The following is a 23,551-nucleotide window of genomic DNA, read 5'->3' as shown; positions in this document are numbered from 1 at the left end:
GAGAAGTCGTGCAGGGCGAGGGTCGCGCCGCTGTTCACGGTCACGGCGGAACTGGAGGCGAATGCGTTGGCAATGCCCGCGGCGAGCGTGCCCGCATTGATGTTCGTCGCGCCGGTATAGGTGTTCAGCGCCGACAGCGTGAGCGTACCCGCGCCCGCCTTGGTGAGGCTCGTGCCATCCCAGCCCGTGGCGGAGGCGGCTTCGTTGGTGAGCACCACGTCGACGTTGAAGGCGTCGGTGGCGTTCGCGAGCGTGAACGTGCCGTTGCCTGATGTCGCGCCCGCTGCCCACGTCAGTCCAAGGCCGACGTTGTAGTCGAGACCATCCGCGCTCTTTTGTGCCGCGAGGGTCAGGTAGTCGACGGGACTCGCCGCGCCACCCAGCAATATCGTGCTGAAATCGCCGGTGACGCCACCGGTCGTGTGGATGGCCGTGTATTCCGTCATCGGCAAGGTGGTTGCCGACGTGGGCGTGTTCGACGAATAGCCCGATATGTCCAGCGTGCCCGCGAGGTTAGCCGTGTTGGCGGTGATGGCAGGGCTGTTCGTGCCCACCGAGACGCTCAGCGTGGAGTTGGCGGCTTGTGTGAACGTGCCGCTCACCACCAGTTGCGCGTTGGCGCCGACATTCGTCGTGGCGCCGCCTTGCGTCGTGTACGACGAGGCGTTGAAGGCGCCGTTCTGCGCGAGCGCAAGCGTGCCTGCACCCACAGTCACCGCGCCCTGGGTCGAGCCCGCCGCCGTGAGCGTGGCCGTTCCCGCGCCGGTTTTCGTGAGACTGCCGGTACCCGAGAGCGCGTTGGCGAGCGTGCCGTCCGATGCGAAATCGAGTTGCAGCGCGGCGCCGTTGGCGATCGCGCCGCTGCCCAACGCACTGGCATTCGTCGCGATGAGCGTGCCGGCGGCGACATCGGTGCCACCCGAGTACGTATTGGCGCCCGACAAGGTCAGCGTGTTCGCACCCGTCTTGTCGATACCGCCCGCGCCGCTGATATCGCCGGAGAACGTCGTGCTGGCGTTGCTGTTGGCGGTGAGCACGGTCGACGTTGCGGTGCCCAGGGTGATGTTGCCCGCGCCCGAGAGATTGTTCGCCGTCTGCGAGAAGTCGTGCAGGGCGAGGGTCGCGCCGCTGTTCACGGTCACGGCGGAACACTGGAGGCGAATGCATTGGCAATGCCCGCCGCGAGCGTGCCGGCGTTGATGGTGGTCGCGCCGGTATAGGTGTTCAGCGCCGAGAGCGTGAGCGTACCCGCGCCCGCCTTGGTGAGGCTCGCGCCATCCCAGCCCGTGGCGGAGGCCGCCTGGTTCGCCAGCACCACGTCGACGTTGAAGGCGTCGGTGGCGTTCGCGAGCGTGAACGTGCCATTGCCGAGCGTCGCACCGGCCCGCCAGGTCAGCCCGAAGCCGACGTTGTAGTCGAGCGCATTGGCGCTCTTTTGCGCTGCGAGAACCAGATAGTCCACCTCGCTCGACGCGCCGCTCAGCGAGATCGTGCTGAAATCGCCGGTGATACCACCGGTCGTGTGGATGATCGTGTATTCGGTCGAGGGCAACGCGCTCGCCGAGGAAGGGGCGGACGAGCTGAAGCCCGTCACGTTGAGCGTACCGCCGAGCGTGGCCGTCGAAGCGCTGACGGCAGGCGTGGTCGCATTGAGCTCGACGTCGAGCGTCGAGCCGGCGGCCTGTGTGAGGGCGCCGCTCGTCACCAGTTGCGCGTTGGCGCCGATGGCCGTCGTCGCGCCGCCTTGCGTCGTGTACGACGAGGCGTTGAACGCGCCGTTCTGCGCGAGCGCAAGCGTGCCTGCACCTACTGTGACCGCGCCCTGGGTCGAACCCGCCGCCGTGAGCGTGGCCGTTCCCGCGCCCGTTTTCGTGAGGCTGCCGGTATCCGAGAGCGCGTTGGCGAGCGTGCTGCTCGATGCGAAGTCCAGTTGCAGCGCGGCGCCGTTGGCAACCGCCCCGCTGCCGAGCGCGTTGCCGGACGTGGCGACCAGGGTGCCCGCCGAAATCGTCGTGCCGCCCAGGTAGGTGTTCGCGCCCGAGAGCGTGAATGCGGAGGCACCCGTCTTGGTCAGGCCGCCTGCGCCGCTGATCACGCCGGAGAACGTTGTATTGGCATTGCTGTTCGCGGTGAGCACGGTCGACGTTGCGGTGCCGAGCGTGATGTTGCCCGCGCCCGAGAGATTGTTCGCCGTTTGCGAGAAGTCGTGCAGGGCGAGGGTCGCGCCGCTGTTCACGGTCACGGCGGAACTGGAGGCGAATGCGTTGGCAATGCCCGCGGCGAGTGTGCCGGCGTTGATGGTGGTCGCGCCGGTATAGGTGTTCAGCGCCGAGAGCGTGAGCGTACCCGCGCCCGCCTTGGTGAGGCTCGCGCCATCCCAGCCCGTGGCGGAGGCCGCCTGGTTCGCCAGCACCACGTCGACGTTGAAGGCGTCGGTGGCGTTCGCGAGCGTGAACGTGCCGTTGCCGAGCGTCGCACCGGCCTGCCAGGCCAGTTCGAAGCCGACGTTGTAATCGAGCGCGTTGGCGCTTCTGTGTCCAGCAAGCGTCAGATAATCGACGGGACTGGCCGCGCCGGCCACTGAAACCGTACTGAAATCACCCGCGATACCGCTGGTGGTGTGGATGACCGTGTATTGCGTGCTGGCCAGGGCGCTCGCCGAAGTCGGCGCCACCCCAGTGAAGCTCGCGACGTTCAACGTACCGTTGAGCGCCGCTGTCGCTGCGCGGATGAGTGGCGCATTCGATGACGAGACGTCCACATTCAGCGTCGAACCGGCCGCCTGCGTCAATGCATTGGTGATCGTCAACTGCGAGTTCGGACCCAAAGACGTGACCGCGCCGCTGAGCGTAGACAGATTGTTGGTCACCGAAAAGACGCCGGTCTGTCCGAACGCCAGCGTCCCGGAGGAAACCGTCACCGTACCCTGAGTCGAATTCACACCGGTCAGGGTTGCCATGCCGCTCCCCGTTTTGACCAGCGCCCCCGACCCCGCGAGCGTATCCGCGAGCGTGCTGTCCGCGGCGAAGTTGAGCTGGAACGTCGACGCGTTGTTGACCGTGCCCGTGCCAACCGCGCCGCCATTCGTGGCGACGAGCGTGCCTGCGGATATCGTGGTGCCGCCTTTGTAGGTATTGGACGCCCCGGAGAGTGTCAATGTCCCCGTGCCGGTCTTGGTCACGACGCCGGTCCCGGAGATGCTGCCCGAAAACTCGGTGCTTGTTCCATTGTTATTCGCGCTCAGCGTCGCGGACCCCAGCGTGATTGCGCCGGAACCCGAGAGACTGTTTGCCGTCTGGCCAAGATTGTTTTCGCTCAGATCTAGCGTGCCGTTCACTGCCACGCTGCCGCTCGTCGCAAACGCATTCGTTGCACCGCCAATCAATGTTGCGCCGGCGCCCACCGTGGTCGCGCCGACATACGTGTTACCGGCGTTGGCGAGGCCTAGTACGCCGCTTCCCTGCACGCTGATGCCGCCCGCGCCAGCAAGCAGCCCGTTGATCGTGAGCGTATTGCCGGCACTGATGTTGGCGTTCGTCGTGCCCGCGATATTGATGTTGCTGCTCGCGGCGAGCGTGCCGTTACCGGCGAAATTGCCGCCATTCTGAACGTTGATGGTTGCCGCATTAACCGTGAACGTGCCGTCGGTGACGTACAGTGTCCCGCCACTTTGCACCGTAAATGTCAGCGCGCGCAGGTTGGAACCGCTGCCGCCGCGCACCGTGCCCGACGTGCCCGCGCCGGCATCGGTGCCGACGGTAAAGACGCCGGCTGCCGTATTGCCGTAATTCACGCTGTTTGCGAGCGTGAAATAACCGCCATTCACGGTGGTATTGGCCCGGATCGCCGAATCGTATAGCGTCGTGGCGCCGCTATCTCCATAGAACACGACTTCGCCATTGCCCGATTTGGTCACGGTCACCGTCGAGCCGACGACGGACGAAATCGGATCGTAGAACTGGATCTGGTAGCCGGCATTGGCGATGAGGTTCAGGTTTCCTGAGGAGCCCAGATAGATTCCATTGGGCGTGCCGGTGCCTGGCACTGGCGCGTAGTTTCCGGATGTTCCGAACGTGACGCCCTGCAGGTTCCCCTGAAACAGGATATTCGCCGTCAGGGCACTCAACGAGATCGTGCCCGATTGCAGAAAGATGGCGCCGCCATTGGTGGAAGCGTCATTGCCGAGGAACTGGGTACCCGATGCAAGACTTACGAAGGCGCCAGACGCATCGTAATAGATGGCGCCGCCGTTCCCGGTTCCAGCGCCCGTTCCTGCCTTTACGACATAATTGTTTTCAAAGATGGCGGGGGCGTTGAAAACGTATTGGTAATTGTAAGCGTTGCCATTCCCGTAAGCGCTGATGGCCCCGCCGTAGGCACTGCCGCCCGAGCCGGTCGACACGATATAGTTGCCGTTGAACGTCACCGCGTTGTTGAACCGCACCACGGAGGCGTCACTGCCCGGGCTCAGGTAGCCAATATTGATCGCCCCGCCGCGTGGGTTGCCCGATCCCGTAGCGGAAGTGACGACGTAATTGCCCGTAAAGCTGGTCGGGCCATTGAATGTCAACGTGGAGGCGCCGCCCCAGATGTCGATGGCGCCGCCGAAGTAATTCTTTGCGAAGTTATTGTTGAATGCCGTGGTGCCGTGGTGCCGTTGAACGTCATCACGCCCGGGCTTTGGTACATCGAAATTGCGCCGCCATAATTGTCCGTGCGATTCGAATTGAATGTCAAATCGCCGTTGAACGTCATGTTTCCGGCATACATGGAGATGACACCGGCTCCATCGCCTGACGACGTGCTATTCGAAAATACGACGCCGTTCGCTCCTACCCCGGCGGTGACGTTCATTATTGTGCTTCCGGTCGTGCCGTTCATATAAAAGACATTGCCGAAGGCGCCGGCAAGACCATCGAACGTCACGTTGTTTAGAAGCACGTTGGAGGTGATCGAGCCCCCGGAATTGTAAAATATCGCGGATCCCGAATTCGCGGTCTGGCTGAATGTCAAATTCGAAAGCGTGACGGAATTGTTGTTGACGCTGGAGCCATTGTAGATGATGACATTGTTGCCGGCGCGTGTGACGGTATTTCCACCACCATCCAATGTGAGCGTCGAATGGGCGGCGCTATTGAAGTAGATAACGTTTCTCCACGTTGCTGCCGCGCCAATCGAGAAGTTGTAGTTCGTCGCGCTCCAGTTGGTTCCGCTATTCAAATACGTCCCGATGTCCGTGCCTTGGGGAATGGTCGTCTGCGCCGACGTCGCGGACGAAAAAAACATTGCGGATGCCTGTGCGAGAAGCAAAGGCCGTAGAAAATCAGCGGGACCGCGTCGATGGGGTGCGCGTGTCTGCGAATTGCCGTTTGCGCCGCCAGTCATTCCAGGAGGGCATTGCGCAACCTCTCCGCTTATCGTCGCCTCACAAATTTCTGTCAGAACCGCCGCGCATCTACCGCATCCTGAGCGAGCTTTCGCCAACTCGGATACCGCGACCCAACTCCCCGACTGATCGTTCCAAATGCTGCGGTAAACCCTGTTCATGGCGATCCCCCTATGTAAATTTGACTATGCAGGTCTTCGGTGGCAGTTCCCATACGTGTCGGGGATGGCCGCTTATTTTTTTGCCAAACGGTTGGTCTGGTGGTATGAACATTGGAGTACTAAATGGTTAATTCCGCAGCATGAAAAGCTCCGTAGCGCGTGCGGTCTCACAGACAGATGCGGTAGATAAAGCGGAGTTTCGTCACGTAACACCCGGCGGATGCTTTGGTCATCGCGATGATGAGAACGTCTCGCATGATCGATTTTCCGGGTAAACGCAAACGGTTCTTACTGATTTAACGATTCATGCCATTCGACAGTCACATCGCAACTGAAGAATTGATTTAAGTCAATTCTTCGACGCAAGCATGCAGGACAAGTTATTTCATGGTGTCGAAAATGCGAGTGGCTGCTGCTGACGAAGCTAGGCTACAACAATCGCTTCGTTATTGAGCGCTGTGTGTACAGTGCGACGACAGTATGGAAACGTTCAGCTCATGAAGCCGACATTAATCGCTTCTATTTGGGATTTGCGTGGGGGCTTGCGCTTGAATTGTCTGAGCATTCATTGCGCTTACCGCTGCCTTCATGGCGCGGGTGGCAATCCGTTAGCAGACCATGTAGATTGGCGTGGTCATTCGCCACGCACATGAAAGTGCGTAAGGTACGCACGGGTGGCGGTGGCGCAGCATCCATCCAGCCGCCCTGCGTCTACTCGGCGAAGAGATCCGGTCCGAAGACCTCGTAGTGAATGCGCGCCTCGTGAACGCCGAGCACCTTGAGCGCATCGTGCTGCATGCGCATGAAGGCAATCGGCCCGCAAATATAGTAATCGGCATCGGGCTGCAAGATAGCCTGCTTGATCCGGCCAATTTCGACGAAGCCCGCGTGATCGTAGTCGCGTCCTTGCACGTCGGCGGGCAGGAAGTTCGAATTCGTGGCGGCGGTCTCGCGCAACCGGTCGCGCATGGCGTACACGCCGCTGTTACGCGCGCCGTGGACGAACACCACCTTGCGGTGCGGGTCTTGAAGCGCCCGCTTGAGCATGCTGATCAGGGTTCCACGATGCATGCGGAGAGTAGCGCGGCGCATGCGATCAATGTGATGGGATGCAGTAGTCTCATCTTCATGACGGTTATCCTCCACTGATTTATATTGTTTAGTTTTCCGAACGACCGTGGTCTTGTCCCACGCGGGGCCGAGTCCGTCGCGCAGCGCGGCGAGCATCGTATCGAGTGCCTTGAGTTGATTCGCGAGCCGCGTATTTTGCGCGCTATGCGTATAAAATATTGCTGACAGGCTCCGTACTCCTCAATGTTTTTCTGCCCGGCGGTATTGCAGGCGACGCCTGGCGCTGGTCCGCCGTGCGTGCGGAGCAGCAGGCGCAGCCCGCCTAGCGCGTGGCGCTGCGTTTTGCCACCGAGGCGCTTTCGCCGCAACGCCAGCAGCAGTTCATCGAAGCGCTCAAGTCCTCGCGGCGCGCTGGCCGCCAATACGCGCACGATGCACGCGAAGACCGGCGCCAGCTGCTCGACGCCGCGCTGGCGCGTACGCGCGCGGCCGATAGCGCGGTGCGCGCACAAATCGAGAGCGGCGTGGTCGATTACGCCGCCACGCTGGCCTCCTGAGCGACGTCCTCGGCTTCGTTGCGGTCGCCCAGCATGCGCGCGGCGAGCGCAATGAAGCGAGGCAGCTTGCTCGCGACGAGCGCACGCACGGCGAGCGGATCTCCTGCGCCGACACGCGCGACGAGGTCTGCGTCCGGATCGCGCTCGCTCAAGGCCTTCCCAGACTGGTAGACCTGCAACGGTCGAACCGCAGGCGCACTCGCTTCCCTCTCTTCATGGGTGTCCCGGGTGAACCGGACATTGACATCTCATGGCGCTCATGCCGCGTCATGCCCAGTGGCCGGGAATCCATCGCCAGTTCGCGCCGTCCTCGACCCAATGACCCGGCACCCATTCATAGCCCGAGCGAACCTCCTGCCAGTGGCCGGGTGTCCACACATAAACGCCGCGATCCCAGCTCCAGTGGCCGGCATCCCACACATAGCCGGCACGCGGCGCCGGGACGGTTTCCTCCCGGGGTGGCGGAGGCGGCGCATTGGGCTCGACGATCACGGGCTGCGAGAACGCAGCCGTGGCGGTAGAAGCGAGAAGCACGCTGACAAACAAATCGCGCAGTGATTTCCGATTCATGATGTCTCTCCCTTGATGCAGTAAGCAGCGGCCCTTGGGACTTGAACGGCGGTGGGCCGAATATCCGTCGGCGGATATTTATCTAGTGCGCATATTTCGCGCTTGGTGTTTGGCCGAACAGTTCAAATTTACCTGTTGCCTTACAACAGCAAGTTCCGAACCAGAAATACTTGCGCTAAGGGTTTATACCTAATATGAATAGCCACAAAATTGTTAAATTTCTGCCTTAGAATGAATTTTCTAATTTGACTGCGGCGATGCAGCAAGGACGTTTGATCATAAGAGTTCAGCCGCAAGTCATGCCATCGGGGGTTGGCGCTTTAATTAGTATGACTAACCAAGGAGCATAACTGATGTCTGTTTCCGCACCCGAACAACTCCGCGCAAACTACGAGGCCGGTGTCGCTGCCTTCTTTGCGCTCGCTAAGCCCGTTCTTGATGGCGTGCACGCCGTCATCGACCTCAACGTGCAGGCCGGCAAGGCAGCGATGGTGGAAAGCGAAGCCACGCTCAAGGGTGCCCTCCAGAGCAGCAATCCCACTGAGTTCTTCACGCAGCAAATTGGCGCAACGCAGCAAGCGACCGCCAAGGCCCTGTCGTATGGCCGACATCTCGTCGACATCGCGTCGACCACCCAAAACGAATGGATGCAGGCCGCCCAGGCGCAATCGGGCGAGCAGGAGCAGCGTTTCAAGGCCTTTTCCGAAGGCCTGACGCAACACGCGCCCGTGGGCTCGGAGTCCTTCGTTGCGGCCATGAACTCGACGTTCGCCGCCGTGAACAATGCCGTCGAGACGCTGCGCGGCATCAGCCGCCAGGCCATCGAAACCGCCCAAAGCAACTTCCAGAACGTCGCCGCTTCCGCGCAGGAAGCCGCGCCGGTTGCCGCGCAACCGGCCCCCGCGAAGGCCGCGAGCCAGGCCAAGGCCTGATTCCCGTTGTTACCCGGTTGTGCAACAGGCAGGGCGACTTAGCAGGCAACTGAGCAGGCAACTGAAAGGCGATACGCCTCAGACCTTCGTCCTCACTGAGTGACGAGGGCGGGGCGTTTGCCGGCTCAGCGTTCAGAACACACATCTTCCAATGTAATTGCAGAGCGGGGAGCTCAACATGACTGACATTGTGATCGTTTCGGCCGCACGCACGGCGGTAGGCAAATTCGGCGGTTCGCTGGCGAAGGTGGCGGCGCCCGACCTGGGCGCGATCGTCATCAAGGCGGCGCTCGAACGCGCGGGCGTGAGCCCCGGGCAGGTGAGCGACGTGATCATGGGCCAGGTGCTCACGGCCGGCGCGGGCCAGAACGTGGCGCGCCAGGCGTCGATCAAGGCGGGCCTGCCCACGGCGGTTCCCGCGATGACGATCAACAAGGTGTGCGGCTCGGGCCTGAAGGCGGTGATGCTCGCGGCCAACGCGGTCATCGCGGGCGACTCGGAGATCGTGGTGGCCGGCGGCCAGGAGAACATGAGCGCGGCGCCGCACGTGCTGCCGGGCTCGCGCGACGGGTTCCGCATGGGCGACGCGAAGCTCATCGACAGCATGATCGTGGACGGCCTGTGGGACGTGTACAACCAGTACCACATGGGCGTGACGGCGGAAAACGTCGCGAAGGAATACGGCATCACGCGCGAAGAGCAGGATGCCTTCGCTGCGCTCTCGCAGAACAAGGCCGAAGCCGCGCAGAAGGCGGGGCGCTTCGACGCCGAGATCGTGCCGGTGGCGATTCCGCAGCGCAAGGGCGAGCCGCTGCAGTTCGCCACCGACGAGTTCGTGCGCCACGGCGTGACGGCCGACTCGCTCGCGGGTCTGAAGCCCGCGTTCTCGAAGGAAGGCACGGTGACGGCGGCCAACGCGTCGGGCATCAACGACGGGGCGGCGGCGGTCGTGGTGATGTCGGCGAAGAAGGCCGAGGCGCTGGGGCTCACGCCGCTCGCGCGCATCAAGGCGTACGCCAGCGGCGGGGTGGACCCGAAGGTGATGGGCATGGGCCCGGTGCCGGCGTCGACGCGCTGTCTGGAGCGCGCGGGCTGGACGGTGAACGATCTCGATCTGATGGAGATCAACGAGGCGTTCGCGGCGCAGGCGCTCGCGGTGAACAAGCAGATGGGCTGGGACACGTCGAAGATCAACGTGAACGGCGGGGCGATTGCGATTGGTCACCCGATCGGCGCGTCGGGCTGCCGCATTCTCGTGACGCTGCTGCACGAAATGCAGCGCCGCGACGCGAAGCGCGGTCTGGCCTCGCTGTGCATCGGCGGCGGCATGGGCGTGGCGCTCGCGCTCGAGCGTGCTTAATTCCGCTTGATAGCCGATTGACTCTGCTCGCTCCTCTTTTCGAGGCAGCAGCAGAGCATTAACCGGGTAGTAAGCGGCTCGCCGTGCGCAAGCAACGGCGAGCCGTCAGTAGCAGCAACCACGCGCAATATTAAAAGCTGACTAGAAGCCGCGCGGTCTCAGTCTTGTCTTCGTCTTGGGTGGAAAGAGGAAGCAGGACAACGGCGAATGTGGTGTCAATCTACTCAGGTGATGCCACAAATTCTTTTAAATAGATCTCTCGCAGGTATATAGGATGACTAATCGTATTGCATTGGTAACGGGCGGCATGGGGGGCCTTGGCGAGGCCATCAGCGTGAAGCTTCACGATGCGGGCTATTGCGTTGTCGTGACGCATTCGCCGGATAACGCCGGGGCGAAGGACTGGCTCGCCCGGATGAAAGAAACGGACCGCGAGTTTCATGCATATGGCATGGACGTGGCCGATTACGACTCGTGCCAGCGCGGCGCGGCGAAGATCCAGAGCGAGATCGGGCCTGTCGATATTCTCGTGAACAACGCGGGCATTACGCGCGACATGACGTTCCGCAAGCTCGACAAGGTCAACTGGGACGCCGTGCTGCGCACCAACCTCGACTCGATCTTCAATATCTCGAAGCCGCTGTGCGACGGCATGGTCGAGCGGCAGTGGGGCCGCATCATCAATATTTCGTCGGTGAACGGCTCGAAGGGTTCGGTCGGTCAAACCAACTATGCGGCCGCGAAGGCCGGCATGCACGGCTTCACGAAGTCGCTGGCGCTGGAAGTGGCGCGCAAGGGCGTGACCGTGAACACCATTTCGCCGGGTTATCTCGCCACGAAAATGGTGACCGCCATTCCGCAGGACATTCTCGACACCAAGATCCTGCCGCAGATTCCGATGGGCCGTCTTGGCAATCCGGGCGAAGTCGCGGCTCTGGTGCTTTTTCTGTGCTCGGACGAGGCAGGCTTCGTGACGGGCGCAAATATTCCTATCAATGGCGGCCAGCATATGCAGTGACGCTATGCCGCAGATGCGTCGCGCATCCATGATGTCAGGCAAATTTCGTCTGAGGACGCGCTGCGCATAGGAGCCGGTAAGTCATGCCGACCGCCGCAAGGGGGCCACGCACAAAGCGTAGGCCGCCCCTGCGGCGGTTTTTGCATGGCGCCGCCAGATTCTCGGGGCGCGATGGCGCGCAAGCGCGCCGCTATAATTGGCCACCCCAAGACGTGAGCGGAGACCGGCCTTTGTCGAGCATTGCGAAACTGCTGTCCATCCTCGAACTCTTTTCCGAGGCGCGGCCTTTTCTTTCCGCCGAACAGGTGGCGGCCGAACTGCAATGCTCCGTGCCGACCGCTTACCGCTATCTGCGTGAGCTGGTCGATACCGGCATGCTGTTGCGATTCGTGGGCGGCGAATACGGTTTGGGGCCACGCATCATCACGCTCGACTACCATCTGCGCATTTCCGATCCGCTGCTCAAAGCGGGGCAGCCGATCATGCGCGAGCTCGTCGAGCAGTCCGGTTTCGATGCCGTCATGTCGCGCTGGTATGGCAACGAGCTTGTCGATACGCACCGCGAAACCCACGACGCGGCGTTCGATCTGCGCTATGGACGAGGCCGTCCGCGTCCGCTATTTCTCGGCGCCGCGCCCAAGGCCATTCTCTCCACGTTTCCCAAGGCGAAGCTTGCCGCGCTGTTCGAACAGTACCCGGAAGACATCGCCACGAGCGGGCTCGGCACTTCACTCGAAGAATTTCGTGCGAGCCTGCTCAAGATCCGCCGCGCGGGCTTCTATCTCTCGAAGGGCGAACTCGAAGCGGGCATGTCGGCCGTCGCCTCGCCGCTCTTCACCGATGCATCGGGCGAAGCCGTGGCGGCGCTCGCGCTCGTCGTGCCCGAGCATCGTCTGGCGTTCTTCAACCTCGAACGCGTGGTCGAGGCCGTGAAGGACGCCGCGGCGCGGATCTCCACGCGCGTGCGCGCACTGATCGAATCCTGAGCAGCGCGAGGGCGCGAGGGCGCGAGGGCGCGAGGGCGCGAGGGCGCATGGCGTCACGCGATGGCGTCACGCCACCTCGTCACGCCAACCCCATACGCGCCGCCATCTCCCTCTCCCACACCGCGCGCGGCCGGAAGCCCGGCAACGTGCGTGCATGGCGCTCGACTTCGGCCAGCAACGCCTCGTCGGGCAGCGTGAAGTCCACGCTCACGCGCATCGGCTGGTCCACGTACCACGGTGTGTCGATGAATATCTCCAGCCGGTTGCCTTCCGGATCGCGCGCATAGAACGAAATGGCGTTGCCGTGCGTGACGGGAACGATCTCCTCCATCCCTTCCTCCACGAAGCGCCGGTGAAAGTGCTTGAGCGTGGCGAGGCTGTCCGCCTCCAGTGAAATCTGGTTGATCGGGTTGAACGCCAACTGCTCGGGCCTGCCGCTCGCCAGCACGATCTGGTGATGCACCTTGGGATCGCGGCTCAGAAAGACAAGGCTGACGGTGCCGCGCGGCGAGGGCAGCGTGCCACGATCCGTTACCGTGAATTCGAGTACCCGCGTATAGAAGTCTTCGAGCTTCGCCATGTCGCTCACGAAGAAGCCCATATGGCTGAGCGCGAGGCCGGTTCGCTTCGCGGTTTGTTCAGATTTCGGCAGATTCATGCTGTCTCCTAGTGATAAACCCCGACAAAAATCAGGTTGTGAGGCGTGTTTTACGTAGTGTATTCTCAATATACGATAAACGCACAAGAAAATGCGCGTCTCGACCCCATCAAGAACTCACTCTTTATCAGCGGAGCAACATGAAACTCGCCAGCTTTTCCACCCATGAAGGTTCGTCGTTCGGCGTCGTGCGCGACGGCGCGGTATTCGACCTCAAGAAGCGCCTGGGCGGCCGTTATGCGGACCTCAAGTCGCTGATCGCCGCGGGCGCGCTGGCCGAAGCACAGCTCGCAGCGAGCGAAGGCAAGGGGGACTATCCGCTCGCCGAGGTCACGCTGGAGCCGGTCATTCCGAATCCGCAGCAGATCTTCTGCGTGGGCCTGAACTACGCCGAGCACGTGAAGGAGACCAATCGCGAAACCACCGAGCAGCCCGTCATCTTCATGCGTCTGCCGGCTTCGCAGGTGGGCGCCGGGCAGCCGATGCTGCGCCCGCGCGAGTCCACCCAGTTCGACTATGAAGGCGAGATTGCCGTGATCATCGGCGAGGGCGGCCGTCGCATTGCCGAGGCCGATGCGTGGCGCCATATCGCGGGTTACAGCTGCTACAACGACGGCTCGATTCGCGACTGGCAGCGCCACACGGGCCAATGGGGGCCCGGCAAGAACTTCTACCGCACGGGCGCGTTCGGCCCGTGGATGGTCACGAGTGACGAGATCGAGCCGAACGCGCTGATGACGCTCGTCACGCGCCTGAACGGTCAGGAGGTGCAGCGCGCGACCACGGAGATGCTGATTCATGGCATCGCGAAGCAGATCGCGTATCTCTCCACTTTCACGCCACTTTTCCCCGGCGACGTGATCGTGACCGGCACGCCCGGTGGCGTGGGTGCGAAGCGCAATCCGCCGCTCTTCATGAAGCAGGGCGACGTGGTGGAAGTCGAGGTGGATTGTATCGGCACGCTGACGAATCCGGTCGCGGACGAAGCATGAGGCGTGGAGCGCGGCCCCCAATTTGGCGGGCCGCGCAGTCTTTCACGCATTGACTACGTATCAGGTGAATGGAAGGAGGGACATCGTGATTAATTCGGTATGCGAATCGGTTCCACAGAGACCGGCGCCCGATTACGACGTCGCGATCGTCGGCTTCGGGCCGACCGGTGCGACGCTCGCCAATCTGCTCGCGCTGCGCGGTATGAGCGTGGTGGTGTTCGAGCGCGACAAGGACGTATTTCAACTGCCGCGCGCGGTGCACTTCGACGGCGAGTGCATGCGGGTGTTCCAGACCGCTGGTGTCGCGCAGGCGCTGCTGCCCGATCTCTTCGTCGGGCCGGGCATGAAGTTCGTAAACGCGCGCGGCGAGCTCATGATCGACTGGAGCCGTCCGGGCGGCATTGGCCCGCAGGGCTGGTGCGCGAGTTACAAGTTTCATCAGCCGGATCTCGAACGTGCGTTGCGCGCGCAACTTTGCGAGCGCGGCGCAGCCGATGTGCGCCTGCGTCACGAGGTGTTCGCACTCGACGAATGCGACGGCCACGTGCGTATCCGCTTCGAAGACACCGCGCAAGGGCGTCTAGCGCAAACGACGGCGCGCTACGTGGTGGGCTGCGATGGTGCGCGCTCGACGGTGCGCCGCTTCATCGGCACGGAGCTGGCCGATCTGAAATCGCACGAGCGCTGGGTCGTGGTGGACGTGCTGCTCGAGCGCGAGCGCGCCGATCTGGGCGACTACTCGATCCAGTACTGTGACCCCGCTCGCCCGACCACCTACACGCGCGGGCCGCATAACCGCCGCCGCTGGGAAATCATGGTGATGCCCGGCGACGACGAGCGCCTCATCGGCACGCACGCATGGATCTGGGAGCGCCTCGCGCGCTGGATCACACCGGAGGACGCGCAACTCGAACGCTCGGCCATCTACACGTTCCATTCGGTGATCGCGCAGGGCTGGCGCCGCGGCAGGCTGCTGATCGCGGGCGACGCCGCGCACCAGACGCCGCCGTTCATGGGGCAGGGCATGGCGGCCGGCATACGCGACGCCGCGAACCTCGCGTGGAAGCTCGCCGACGTGATCGACGGCGTACTGCCCGATACGCTGCTCGACACCTACGAGAGCGAGCGCGAGCCGCACGTGCGCACGTTCATCGAAACGGCGGTGCAGCTGGGCGGCGTGATCCAGGCGACCGACAGCGACACCGTTGCCGCGCGAGATCGCGAGATGACTGCGGCGATTCGCGAGTTCCGCACGCCGCAGCCGCGTCTGGGGCCCGGTTGGCATGCGGGCGCCGCTGGAGGCCAGATCGGACCGCAGCCCCTGCTCGAAGATGGTTCGCGTTTCGACGATCGCGTGGGCTATCGCTTCGCACTGCTAGCCGATGAAGCGTTGGCCCGTCGTGCGCAAGACGCGCTTTCGGAAGCTCAGGGCGAGCGCGTGGCGGTCGTGCCGGCCACGTGCGATGTGCTGCGGGCCTGGCTCGCAGACGCGGGCGCACGCGCCGTGCTGTTGCGGCCCGACCGCTATGTCGCCGGCGTGGCGCACGATGCGAACGAGCTGGAAGCGCTGCTCGACCGTGCAGGCGTTGCGCGCATGCAGCCGCGTGAGGCTGCCGCAGCTTGACCCGATTGCCGGGCGGTCAGCCGTCGCCCTGGCGGCCGCCGGGCCCGATGTAAGCGAAGATGATCGAAGCATTCTCGAAGCGCAGGCGCTGGACGCAGATCCGCTAACCAAGGCACACGCGCCGCCCTATCCCTTATCAAGGAGACACAGATGGAGACGACCCCCTCCCTGCCAGCGTTGCCCGCCGCCGCGCCAGGCCTGACTCGCGCGCAATGGAAGATGATTCTGATCGCGAGCCTGGGCGGCTCGCTGGAGTTCTACGACTTCGTCATTTACGGCTTTTTCGCGCACGCCATCGCGGCGCAGTTCTTCCCGGCCAGCGATCCGCTCGTGAGCACGCTGCTCACGTTCTCGGTGCTCGCTATCGGCTATATCATCCGGCCGCTCGGCGGCATCGTGCTCAGCAGCCTCGGCGACCGTGTGGGCCGTCGGCCCGTGTTCGTAGGCTCGATTGTCGTGGTCACGCTGGCGACGATCTGCATCGGTCTGTTGCCCAATTACGCGCACTGGGGCATCGCCGCGCCCATCGCGCTGATCGGTTTGCGCGTGCTGCAAGGCTTTTGCGTGGGAGGCGAGATGCCCGGCGCGATCACCTACGCGGTGGAGGCGGCGCCGCGTCGCGCCGGCCTCGCAGCGGGCGTGATCGTCTGCGCGATCAATACGGGCGTGTTGCTCGCGACGATCGTGAATCTCGTCGTCCAGTCCGCGCTCGCGCCCGCCGATGCCGCGAGCTACGGCTGGCGCATTGCCTTCCTCGTGGGCGGTCTTTGCGGAATCGTTTCATACTTGCTGCGGCGCAAGCTCGACGAATCTCCCGAGTTCAAACAGATGCACGGCGCCGTGGTGAAGCAGCCGTTTCGCGAGACGTTGCGGCATCATCGCGGCGCGGTGGTGAGCGGCGCGCTCTCGGTTGCGGTGATGGCGGGCTTCAACGGCGTGCTTTACGGGCATATGCCCGCGTATCTGATCGAGACGCTGCACTACGCGCCGCGTGATGCCGCGATCGCGCAGAACGCGTACCTGCTCGTGAGTTCGGTGGGGCTGCTCGCCGCGGCCTGGGCGGGCGACTTCGTGCCGCGCCGTTATTTGCTGCGCCTTTCATGCGTGCTGCTCGTTGCGCTCGCCTGGCCGTTCTACACGGCGCTCGCGGCACACAGCGTGAACGTCGTCGTGCTGTTCGTGCTTGCCGCGCTGGTGTTCTCGCTTGCGAGCGGCACGTGGGCTTCGGTGCTCGCCGATCTGTTTCCGGTGCAGGTGCGCTTTAGCGGCATTGCGCTGGCGTACAACGTTTCGGTGGTCGTGTTCAGCGGCTTTGCGCCGCTCTTGTGCGCGGCCTTCGTGCGGATCAGCGGATCGCCCGCCGCGCCGGCGTGGTACGTGATCGGTTCGGCGTCGATCGCGCTCGTGGCGAACCTCGGGCTGCACGCGTCGTGGCGCTCTCGCGTGGAGCGCCGCGCCGCGGCAGCAGGTTAGGCAAGCGGTAGTGCTTGCGGCGCTCGAAGTTCGCAACCGCTTCGCGGTGGCTTACTTCGGCGTCACGTCGATATCGCCGAAGTATTTGCGCGCGAGCGACGCGACCGTGCCATCGGACTGGAGCTGTTCGATGGCGGCGTTCAGGCTCTTGCGCAAGGCGTCGTCGCCCTTGCGAATGCCGAAGGCCACGCCGCTGCCGAGAATCTTGTCGTCGTGCACCGCCTCGCCGACGAATGCGAAACCTTTTCCTTCGGGCTGCGAAAGAAAGCCCTTCTGGCCCGCGGGCGCGAGCACGAGCGTCGCGTCGAGGCGACCCGCGCCAAGATCGGCGTAGATCTGGTTCTGGTCCTGGTAGGGCACGACGGTCACGCCGGCCGGCTCCCAATGCACTTTCGCGTAGGTTTCCTGAATCGACGACTGCAGCACGCCCACGCGCTTGCCCTTGAGCGATGCGCCGGTGGCCACGAGGCCGCTGTCGCTGCGTGCGATCAGACGGCTCGGCACGCGATAGATCACGGTCGTGAAATCGATGGCTTCGCGGCGCTTTTCGGTGGCGTTCATGGCCGAATTGATGGCGTCGAACTTGCGCCCCTGCAGCGCTGGAATCAACCCGTCGAACGAGGTTTCGACCCATTTGCAGGTCATCTGCGTTTTCGCGCATACGGCATTGCCGATGTCGATGTCGAAGCCTTGCAGGGTGCCGTCCGCTGCCTTGGTCTCGAATGGCGGGTACTGCGCCTCGACGCCGAAGCGCAGCACTTTCGCATCCGCGAATGCCGATGCCGGGACCAGTACGCCGTACACGCATGCCAGCGCGAAGAGCGCCTTGAGTCGCTTCATGGAAAATCTCCTTGCCGTGTGGTTTGCTTGTGTTGCGAATGAAGGTGACGCGTCGTGGATCCTGCCCTGCTTCAGATCGCGCAAAGGCGGCGCGCGCCTTCGAGCAATGTTTCGTCATCCTTGGCAAAGCTCAGGCGGATCACGCCTTCGTCGGTGCCGTCGGTGTAGAACGCCGAAAGCGGAATCGTTGCCACCCGGGCGTCGCGAATGAGCCGCAGCACGAAGTCGCTGTCGCGCTCGTCCGAGAACGACCGGAAGCGCGCGAGCATGAAGAAGCTGCCTTCGCTCGGCAGCAACTCGAAGCGCGCGGGTTCCAGCGCGCGCGCGAGCAGGTCGCGCTTGTGCTGGTAGAACGCCGAAAGGCCGAGATAGCTCTGCGGTTCGGCGAGCGCCTGCGCGAACGCGTATTGCATGGGGGTGTCCGCGGAAAACACCATGAACTGGTGGACCTTGCGGATCTCGTCCATCAGCGCGGCAGGCGCGAGGCAGTAGCCCACACGCCAGCCCGTGACGTGGTACGACTTGCCGAACGACGAGACGATCACGCTGCGCTCGGCCAGCTCGCGGTAGCGCGCCATGCTTCGGTGCGGGGCGCCGTCGAACACTACGTGTTCGTACACTTCGTCGGAGAGAACGACGATATCGGTGTTGCGCGTGAGCGCCGTGAGCCGCGCGATGTCGTTCTCGCCGAAGATGGTGGCCGTGGGGTTGTGCGGCGTGTTCACGATGATCATGCGCGTGCGCGGCGTGATGGCCTCGCTCACCGCGTCCCAGTCCACCCGGAAGTCCGGCTGTGCGAGCTTGATCGCCACGGGCTTCGCGCCTTGCAGGCGCACGATGGGCGCATAGCTGTCGAACGCGGGTTCGAAGTAGATCACTTCGTCGCCGGGATGCACGAGCGCGCTGATGGTGGCGTACAGACCTTCGCTCGCGCTTGCGAGTACGGTCACTTCGCTCGCCGGGTCGTAGCGCGCGCCGTGGAGCGTTTCGAACTTTGCCGCGAGGGCCTCGCGCAATGCGCCGAGGCCCGCCATGGGAGCGTACTGGTTGTGGCCCGCGCGCATGGCGGCGGCCACGTCTTCCACGAGCTTCGCGCTCGGGTCGAAATTGGGTGCGCCTTGCGAGAGGTTCAGCGCCTGATGTTCGGCGGCCAGTTGGCCGATCACCGTGAAAATCGTCGTGCCCACGTCGGGCAGCTTGGAGCGGGCCTGGGCGGCGCTCTGCATGTTCGGTCTCCCTTCGGGCGGCGCGCGGCCGCTTGACTTACGGGCGCGAGGGTCGCAGCCGGCCCGGTGTCGAGCCTCGCGCGCAGCGGCCCATTACGCCGAAAGTGCGGCCCGCGCGCAATCGATTAATTCTCATGCCCGCCATGCGCAGTTCTCATGACGGCTCTGGGGTCGCGGTGCGGTCCCGCTCCATCCACGCGCTGAACAACTGCACCTTCTGCTGCTGGGCCACGCACTCCGGGTAGACGAACCAGTATCGCGAGCCCGTTGGCACGGCGAGGTCGAACGGCATGACGAGCCGCCTCGCCTCGACGTCCTCGCGCACGAGCGTGCGGTCGGTGATGGCGACGCCGAAGCCCTGCATGGCAGCAGTGGCCGCCAGGTCGAGCGATTCGAACGTGGGGCCGAGATTGGCGTCGACGTGGTTCGCGCCGGCGTGCGCGAGCCACAGGCGCCAGTCGGCGTGGTCGCGGGTGGGGTGCAGCAAGGTCTGATGGACCAGGTCGTCGGCCGTTGCGAGCGGGCGGCGCGAGAGCACCTCGGGCGTGCAGACGGGCGTGAGGTATTCGTCGAAGAGCGGCACGGCGTGCACGTCGGCGCCGGGCGACGAACCGTAGATGATCGCCGCGTCGAAGGGTTCCGCCTGGAAGTCGACTTCATGGCCCCACGTGGTCGTGATCTGGATCTGCAGATCGGGGTGTTCGTTCTGGAAGCGCATGATGCGAGGCAGCATCCAGCGCATCACGCAGGTCGGCACCTTGAGCGCCAGTTCGGTGCGCTGGCGCGTGAGACGTTGCGAGGCTTCCTCGATGCGGCCGAACCCGTCGCGCACGGCCGGCAGCAACTGCTCGCCCTCTGCGGTGAGCGTGAGGCCTCTCGACGAGCGGCGAAAGAGCGGCAGGCCGTAGTACTGCTCGAGCGCGAGAATTTGCCGGCTCACGGCGCCTTGCGTGAGGCAGAGGTGCTCGGCCGCGCGCGTGAAGCTGCCGTAGCGGGCAACCGTTTCGAAAATCTGCAGGGCGTTGAGCGGGGGAAGGCGTCTCATGGCGGTCGTTGAAGGGACGCTCGCGTGCTCGCGTCCGGCGGAAATCGAGCCGCTATGATACGACGGCCGCCCCGGCCTGACGGCGGCTACGGTGCTGCCACGCGCCGCTTCGACCGTTGCGCGACGCCAATCGCGCGGGCTGCCGTGACGCTTGCGCCGGAAATAATTTCGCGTGGCCCCTTTCGTATTGCTTTGTCTTGCCGTTAACCCGTATGCCTCGACGCGGGCCAGGTGCAATCACAAGAGCAAGACGAAAAGACAGTGGCAACGAGAATCATCGAAGGAGCGGCGGTGCGGGCCGCGACAAGGATACAAGTTCAGGAGCAGGCACCTGTCGCAGGGCGCGTGCGCGCGTGCGCCGATGCGCCGGCCGCGGGCGGCCACACGGGTACGACGCGCGACGCTGCCCGCACGGGCCGCGCGCTGCGCGTGCTCAAAACGCTGCGCGAGCACAAGTCCCGGCTGTTCTTGCTGGCCGTCGCGACGGGCTGCGTCATCACATTCGCGTCCTGGCTGGAGGATCAACTGCGGCCCGCGCTCGAGGCGCGCGAACTCAACGAACGCAATGAGCAAGCCGCCGAGGAACTGCGCGAGCGTCATGCGCCGTGCCTGCCCAGCGTGGGGCACAGCCACACTTCGTGGTGCGGGGCCGTGACGATTCCGCCCCCTCCACCGCGCCCGGTCACGCCGCTGCCGCTGATCGCGGGCGCGCCCGCGGCGTTCTGCACGGCCAACGGCAGCCCGTCCTGCTGAAGATTTCTTTCTCGCTTCGCCGGCTAGTCAACAGCGCCTCGTCCGTCACGCGGCTAAGCTTCCTCCCACATAGGCATGACCGGCGCACGTTCCGTCGGCACATTGGCACGTTGCGAGCGCGGCGCGGCCGGATCGCGGAAACTGTCGCATCGACGAGTCAGCATCGCGCTCGCCGCCGCCTGCGACGTGAGCGAGACTCAGTGCATCGCGCGGCGCGCGTAAGGTTGCGTTCGCCGAGCAAGGCGAACGCCCTCGATAGGTTCGGATCGAGCGGTTCTGGCTATGAACGTGTTCATGACCGAAATAGCGAGTCGCGACAGGATTTTTTCAGCTGATCCGCATGATTCTCGTGTCTACCGAACCTGAACTGTCAGCATCGAAAGGGAACGAACATGAACGAGATTTTCTGGCCCGAAGACGACTTGGCCGGCACTACCGGCAACGTCTGCGCCGATGAAGTCGCCGTCGCTGAACCTTGCGCCGCGCGCCGGGCGCAGGGAGCACGGCAATGAAGGCCGCCGTGGTGCGTGCGCCGGGCGGTCTGAACCGCATCGAGATTCGCGACATCGCCGAGCCCGGCGCGCCCGGCGCCGGCGAGATCCGGGTGGAGCTTCACGCCACGTCGCTCAACTTTCACGACCTGCTGGTGGCCAATGGCGCGATCCCCACGGCGGACGCTCGCGTACTGATGTCGGATGGGGCGGGCGTCGTCTCGGCGGTCGGTGCGGGCGTGACGGAGTTCAAGCGCGGCGATCACGTGGTGTCCTGCTTCTTTCCACAGTGGGCGGACGGCGCGCCGTGGCAGGCAGTGGGCAATTTCACCCAGACGCCCGGCGACGGCGCGGACGGCTTCGCGACCTTGCACGCCGTGCGCCCCGCGAGTGCATTCACGCTCGCGCCGCGCGGCTGGACGCACGCCGAGGCGGCCACCATCACGACGGCGGGCCTCACGGCATGGCGCGCGCTGGTGGCCGACGGCGGCCTCAAGGCAGGCGACACCGTGTTGACGCTGGGCACCGGGGGCGTGTCGATCGCCGCCGTGCAGATCGCGCGGATGATGGGTGCCTCGGTCATCGTGACATCATCGTCGGACGAGAAGCTTGCGCGAGCGAAAGCGCTGGGCGCCGACCAGGTGGTCAACTACCGGCAGCACGAGAAGTGGGGCGCACTCGTTCGCGACATGACGGGCGGGAAGGGCGTGGATCATGTGGTCGAAGTGGGTGGGCCGGGCACGCTCGCGCAGTCGATCGACGCCGTGCGCGTGGGTGGCCATATCGCGCTGATCGGCGTGCTGACCGGGCGCGAAGGCACGGTGCCGACCTCGGTCCTCATGGCGAAGCAGGCGCGTTTGCAGGGCTTGATCGTCGGGAGCCGCCGCCAGCAGCAGGAGTATGTCGCGGCGCTCGATCAGGCCGGCATCCGTCCGGTGCTGGACCGCACCTTCGGTCTCGACGAGCTGGCCGATGCGTTCGCCCATCAGCAGGCCGGGGCGCATTTCGGCAAGATCTGCGCGGCGTGGTAAGGCAGCACCGCTCTCGCGGGTGATGATGGCGCGTGCGAATAGATTGATTCGCCTTGCTAATTAAGTTGGGGATTTCGCCTCCTTGCTTTGCGACGCATCGCAGCATTATATGAACAGTACGTGCACGGCAAGGCGCCGGCAAGTTCGACAAGCGCGAGAGCCGGGGTACCTTCCCTATTGAGGAGACTCACCATGCCGATTTCCCGTCGTCGCTTCATGATGATTGCCGCATCCGTGGCTTCCACGGCGGTGCTCTCCAACGAATCGCGCGCCGACGCGGCGGTGCTCTCCGAGAGCGATCCGACCGCGATGTCGCTCGGCTACAAAACCGACGCGAGCCAGGTCGACAAGACGAAGTTTCCGCGTTTTCAGGCGGGGCAGGCCTGCGGAAACTGCCAGCTGTTTCAGGGCAAACCCGGCGCCGCGAATGGCCCGTGCACGATTTACGGCGGCAAGCTCGTCGATGCAAAAGGCTGGTGCAACGCCTACGTGAAGAAAGCCTGACGCCTGGACTCAGGGCTTGCGGCCAAAGGCTTCCCGTAACTTCCCTTTGGCCTTCTCAAGCGTGTCGCGCTGCGATTTGGGCAAGTTTCTGCCTGCGCGGTTGATATAGAAGTTCAGCATCGACATGGCCGACTGAAACGGCGTGCCCTTGCGCCGGCGGCTGCGCAGCGACGACTCCTTGAGCGAACGGGCGATGGTCTCGGCGCTTCCCGACTTGAACACGCCGGACTCGATATCCATGGCGTCGCTCGTCTCGTTGACGTGTTTCGACCAGCGGTTGCTCGATGCACCATTCTTGTGACCGCTCTTCGTGCGCGCTTTCGCGGCGCTGGTGCGGGCATGGCGCTGTCGCGCCGGGCGGCCGCTTTTGCGGCGCGCGGACGGATGCTGATTCGTGCTCATGACCTCTCCCACGTGACGATTCACTCGTTGCGCAAGCGCGATTCCCCGCTCGCCGCGCCGGGGAGGCACGCGCGATGCGACGGGGTTGTTGTGCACTGCGCAATGCCGCGAGAACACCCTTCGCATACGCGCAGAACCTGCAAAGGGAGGCGATCATGAAGTCAACACCACGCTACGAGATCAATATTTGCGGCGGCGATTTTCAGCACGTGCGCGAATGCTTTCGCGAATGGAAAAAAGAGACGCTCATCTACCGCAAGGATCAGAAGATGTTTGAGGGTCGGGACGAAGTGCGCCCGATGGAGAAACGGGAGTACGACAACACGGAGCAGGCGCGTAAGGCGCTCCAGAACGCCTGCAGCCCGTACGACCCCTATGCGCTCGCTGCCGAAGTGAGCAACGGCGAACGCGATATGTGGATCGTCATGGCGGCGTACCGGGAATAGGGGAAACAGCGGGCAACAGCGGGGG

Annotated in this window: 21 protein-coding genes and 3 pseudogenes; 12 read left to right on the top strand and 12 right to left on the bottom strand. The window is 64.0% G+C overall.

Translation table 11 applies throughout. The annotated features are described in order from the left end of the window. From BMI01S_RS27465 to BMI01S_RS27450, 5 genes and pseudogenes are all read right to left on the bottom strand, one after another. On the bottom strand, positions 1-1,142 hold a 1,142-nt coding region (locus tag BMI01S_RS27465), incomplete at its 3' end, for an autotransporter-associated beta strand repeat-containing protein (RefSeq protein WP_042291159.1). Beyond that, positions 1,139-4,570, bottom strand: a complete 3,432-nt coding sequence (locus tag BMI01S_RS27460) for an autotransporter-associated beta strand repeat-containing protein (RefSeq protein ID WP_042291156.1) — start codon at positions 4,568-4,570, stop codon at positions 1,139-1,141. The genes BMI01S_RS27460 and BMI01S_RS27465, both read right to left, overlap by 4 nt. Beyond that, a complete protein-coding gene (locus BMI01S_RS27455) occupies positions 4,567-5,286 on the bottom strand; it encodes a hypothetical protein (protein WP_028233169.1) in 720 nt (239 codons plus the stop codon). The genes BMI01S_RS27460 and BMI01S_RS27455 overlap by 4 nt, the downstream gene beginning before the upstream one ends. A gap of 171 nt (positions 5,287-5,457) precedes the next feature. Beyond that, positions 5,458-5,547 (bottom strand): annotated as a pseudogene (locus BMI01S_RS44100) (ESPR domain-containing protein); the annotation flags it as partial. A 711-nt stretch (positions 5,548-6,258) separates the two neighbouring features. Next, positions 6,259-6,603, bottom strand: a pseudogene (locus BMI01S_RS27450) (nitric oxide dioxygenase); the annotation flags it as partial. 344 nt (positions 6,604-6,947) lie between these two features. On the opposite strand from BMI01S_RS27450, the gene BMI01S_RS27445 reads away from it, so the two are divergent. Further along, complete coding sequence (locus tag BMI01S_RS27445; RefSeq protein ID WP_051381645.1) at positions 6,948-7,175, top strand: hypothetical protein; 228 nt, start codon at positions 6,948-6,950, stop codon at positions 7,173-7,175. On the opposite strand, the pseudogene BMI01S_RS27440 reads toward BMI01S_RS27445, so the two are convergent. Continuing rightward, positions 7,169-7,354: pseudogene (locus BMI01S_RS27440) on the bottom strand (RNA polymerase sigma-70 factor); the annotation flags it as partial. The gene BMI01S_RS27445 and the pseudogene BMI01S_RS27440 sit on opposite strands and share 7 nt — an antisense overlap. 88 nt (positions 7,355-7,442) lie before the next feature. Further along, positions 7,443-7,745, bottom strand: coding sequence for a YXWGXW repeat-containing protein (locus tag BMI01S_RS27435; RefSeq protein WP_042291153.1), 303 nt, complete (start codon positions 7,743-7,745; stop codon positions 7,443-7,445). Between the two features lie 353 nt (positions 7,746-8,098). Here BMI01S_RS27435 and phaP point away from each other — a divergent pair, with 353 nt between their 5' ends. The 4 genes from phaP (at position 8,099) to BMI01S_RS27415 (ending at position 12,041) form a co-directional block, all read left to right on the top strand. Next, complete coding sequence (phaP, locus tag BMI01S_RS27430) at positions 8,099-8,677, top strand: TIGR01841 family phasin (RefSeq protein WP_028213675.1); 579 nt, start codon at positions 8,099-8,101, stop codon at positions 8,675-8,677. A gap of 178 nt (positions 8,678-8,855) precedes the next feature. Next, on the top strand, positions 8,856-10,037 hold the full coding sequence (locus BMI01S_RS27425; protein ID WP_042291150.1) for an acetyl-CoA C-acetyltransferase: 1,182 nt from the start codon (positions 8,856-8,858) through the stop codon (positions 10,035-10,037). A gap of 274 nt (positions 10,038-10,311) precedes the next feature. Further along, positions 10,312-11,055, top strand: coding sequence for an acetoacetyl-CoA reductase (gene phbB, locus BMI01S_RS27420; protein ID WP_036046229.1), 744 nt, complete (start codon positions 10,312-10,314; stop codon positions 11,053-11,055). 230 nt (positions 11,056-11,285) lie between these two features. Further along, a complete protein-coding gene (locus BMI01S_RS27415; protein WP_028232167.1) occupies positions 11,286-12,041 on the top strand; it encodes an IclR family transcriptional regulator in 756 nt (251 codons plus the stop codon). 79 nt (positions 12,042-12,120) lie between these two features. On the opposite strand, the gene BMI01S_RS27410 is transcribed toward BMI01S_RS27415, so the two are convergent. Next, positions 12,121-12,699 (bottom strand): VOC family protein, encoded by a 579-nt coding sequence (locus BMI01S_RS27410; protein ID WP_036019944.1) that lies wholly within the window; start codon positions 12,697-12,699, stop codon positions 12,121-12,123. A 140-nt stretch (positions 12,700-12,839) separates the two neighbouring features. Between BMI01S_RS27410 and BMI01S_RS27405 the strand changes: the two genes are divergently transcribed. The 3 genes from BMI01S_RS27405 to BMI01S_RS27395 all read left to right on the top strand — a co-directional run bounded on the left by BMI01S_RS27405 (position 12,840) and on the right by BMI01S_RS27395 (position 16,788). After that, positions 12,840-13,691 (top strand): fumarylacetoacetate hydrolase family protein, encoded by an 852-nt coding sequence (locus BMI01S_RS27405; RefSeq protein WP_028213486.1) that lies wholly within the window; start codon positions 12,840-12,842, stop codon positions 13,689-13,691. Between the two features lie 85 nt (positions 13,692-13,776). Next, positions 13,777-15,315 carry a bifunctional 3-(3-hydroxy-phenyl)propionate/3-hydroxycinnamic acid hydroxylase MhpA gene (gene mhpA, locus BMI01S_RS27400; protein WP_028232166.1) on the top strand — a complete coding sequence of 513 codons (1,539 nt, stop codon included), beginning with the start codon at positions 13,777-13,779 and terminating at the stop codon, positions 15,313-15,315. 150 nt (positions 15,316-15,465) lie between these two features. After that, on the top strand, positions 15,466-16,788 hold the full coding sequence (locus tag BMI01S_RS27395) for an MFS transporter (protein ID WP_028232165.1): 1,323 nt from the start codon (positions 15,466-15,468) through the stop codon (positions 16,786-16,788). 51 nt (positions 16,789-16,839) lie between these two features. On the opposite strand, the gene BMI01S_RS27390 is transcribed toward BMI01S_RS27395, so the two are convergent. The 3 genes from BMI01S_RS27390 to BMI01S_RS27380 all read right to left on the bottom strand — a co-directional run bounded on the left by BMI01S_RS27390 (position 16,840) and on the right by BMI01S_RS27380 (position 19,899). After that, entirely contained in the window at positions 16,840-17,628 is a 789-nt protein-coding gene (locus tag BMI01S_RS27390) for an ABC transporter substrate-binding protein (RefSeq protein WP_028232164.1), read from the bottom strand. Between the two features lie 71 nt (positions 17,629-17,699). After that, the gene (locus tag BMI01S_RS27385; RefSeq protein WP_028213482.1) at positions 17,700-18,854 is read right to left on the bottom strand and encodes a pyridoxal phosphate-dependent aminotransferase; all 1,155 of its coding nucleotides are present in this window, start codon (positions 18,852-18,854) and stop codon (positions 17,700-17,702) included. Positions 18,855-19,008: 154 nt separating this feature from the next. Further along, the gene (locus tag BMI01S_RS27380) at positions 19,009-19,899 is read right to left on the bottom strand and encodes a LysR substrate-binding domain-containing protein (RefSeq protein ID WP_028213481.1); all 891 of its coding nucleotides are present in this window, start codon (positions 19,897-19,899) and stop codon (positions 19,009-19,011) included. A gap of 261 nt (positions 19,900-20,160) precedes the next feature. Between BMI01S_RS27380 and BMI01S_RS27375 the strand changes: the two genes are divergently transcribed. The 3 genes from BMI01S_RS27375 to BMI01S_RS27365 all read left to right on the top strand — a co-directional run bounded on the left by BMI01S_RS27375 (position 20,161) and on the right by BMI01S_RS27365 (position 22,678). Continuing rightward, entirely contained in the window at positions 20,161-20,652 is a 492-nt protein-coding gene (locus tag BMI01S_RS27375) for a hypothetical protein (protein ID WP_154671366.1), read from the top strand. Positions 20,653-21,160: 508 nt separating this feature from the next. Next, positions 21,161-22,174, top strand: coding sequence for a zinc-dependent alcohol dehydrogenase family protein (locus BMI01S_RS27370; RefSeq protein ID WP_028232163.1), 1,014 nt, complete (start codon positions 21,161-21,163; stop codon positions 22,172-22,174). A gap of 192 nt (positions 22,175-22,366) precedes the next feature. Next, the gene (locus BMI01S_RS27365; protein WP_028232162.1) at positions 22,367-22,678 is read left to right on the top strand and encodes a high-potential iron-sulfur protein; all 312 of its coding nucleotides are present in this window, start codon (positions 22,367-22,369) and stop codon (positions 22,676-22,678) included. 9 nt (positions 22,679-22,687) lie between these two features. On the opposite strand, the gene BMI01S_RS27360 is transcribed toward BMI01S_RS27365, so the two are convergent. Beyond that, entirely contained in the window at positions 22,688-23,080 is a 393-nt protein-coding gene (locus BMI01S_RS27360) for a DUF3175 domain-containing protein (protein ID WP_028232161.1), read from the bottom strand. Between the two features lie 155 nt (positions 23,081-23,235). Between BMI01S_RS27360 and BMI01S_RS27355 the strand changes: the two genes are divergently transcribed. Continuing rightward, on the top strand, positions 23,236-23,526 hold the full coding sequence (locus tag BMI01S_RS27355) for a hypothetical protein (protein ID WP_028213476.1): 291 nt from the start codon (positions 23,236-23,238) through the stop codon (positions 23,524-23,526). Positions 23,527-23,551: the final 25 nt, after the last annotated feature.

Origin of the sequence: Paraburkholderia mimosarum LMG 23256 = NBRC 106338 (assembly GCF_000739815.1) — a bacterium.
GTDB lineage: Bacteria > Pseudomonadota > Gammaproteobacteria > Burkholderiales > Burkholderiaceae > Paraburkholderia > Paraburkholderia mimosarum.
This window is presented reverse-complemented; position numbering and strand designations above follow the sequence as displayed.

Coding starts and splice junctions, on each gene's coding strand:
- BMI01S_RS27455 (WP_028233169.1), bottom strand. CDS start 5,286: ATGTTTTTTTCGTCCGCGACGTCGGCGCAGACGACCATTCCCCAAGGC.
- BMI01S_RS27435 (WP_042291153.1), bottom strand. CDS start 7,745: ATGAATCGGAAATCACTGCGCGATTTGTTTGTCAGCGTGCTTCTCGCT.
- phaP (WP_028213675.1), top strand. CDS start 8,099: ATGTCTGTTTCCGCACCCGAACAACTCCGCGCAAACTACGAGGCCGGT.
- BMI01S_RS27425 (WP_042291150.1), top strand. CDS start 8,856: ATGACTGACATTGTGATCGTTTCGGCCGCACGCACGGCGGTAGGCAAA.
- phbB (WP_036046229.1), top strand. CDS start 10,312: ATGACTAATCGTATTGCATTGGTAACGGGCGGCATGGGGGGCCTTGGC.
- BMI01S_RS27410 (WP_036019944.1), bottom strand. CDS start 12,699: ATGAATCTGCCGAAATCTGAACAAACCGCGAAGCGAACCGGCCTCGCG.
- BMI01S_RS27405 (WP_028213486.1), top strand. CDS start 12,840: ATGAAACTCGCCAGCTTTTCCACCCATGAAGGTTCGTCGTTCGGCGTC.
- BMI01S_RS27395 (WP_028232165.1), top strand. CDS start 15,466: ATGGAGACGACCCCCTCCCTGCCAGCGTTGCCCGCCGCCGCGCCAGGC.
- BMI01S_RS27390 (WP_028232164.1), bottom strand. CDS start 17,628: ATGAAGCGACTCAAGGCGCTCTTCGCGCTGGCATGCGTGTACGGCGTA.
- BMI01S_RS27385 (WP_028213482.1), bottom strand. CDS start 18,854: ATGCAGAGCGCCGCCCAGGCCCGCTCCAAGCTGCCCGACGTGGGCACG.
- BMI01S_RS27380 (WP_028213481.1), bottom strand. CDS start 19,899: ATGAGACGCCTTCCCCCGCTCAACGCCCTGCAGATTTTCGAAACGGTT.
- BMI01S_RS27370 (WP_028232163.1), top strand. CDS start 21,161: ATGAAGGCCGCCGTGGTGCGTGCGCCGGGCGGTCTGAACCGCATCGAG.
- BMI01S_RS27365 (WP_028232162.1), top strand. CDS start 22,367: ATGCCGATTTCCCGTCGTCGCTTCATGATGATTGCCGCATCCGTGGCT.
- BMI01S_RS27360 (WP_028232161.1), bottom strand. CDS start 23,080: ATGAGCACGAATCAGCATCCGTCCGCGCGCCGCAAAAGCGGCCGCCCG.
- BMI01S_RS27355 (WP_028213476.1), top strand. CDS start 23,236: ATGAAGTCAACACCACGCTACGAGATCAATATTTGCGGCGGCGATTTT.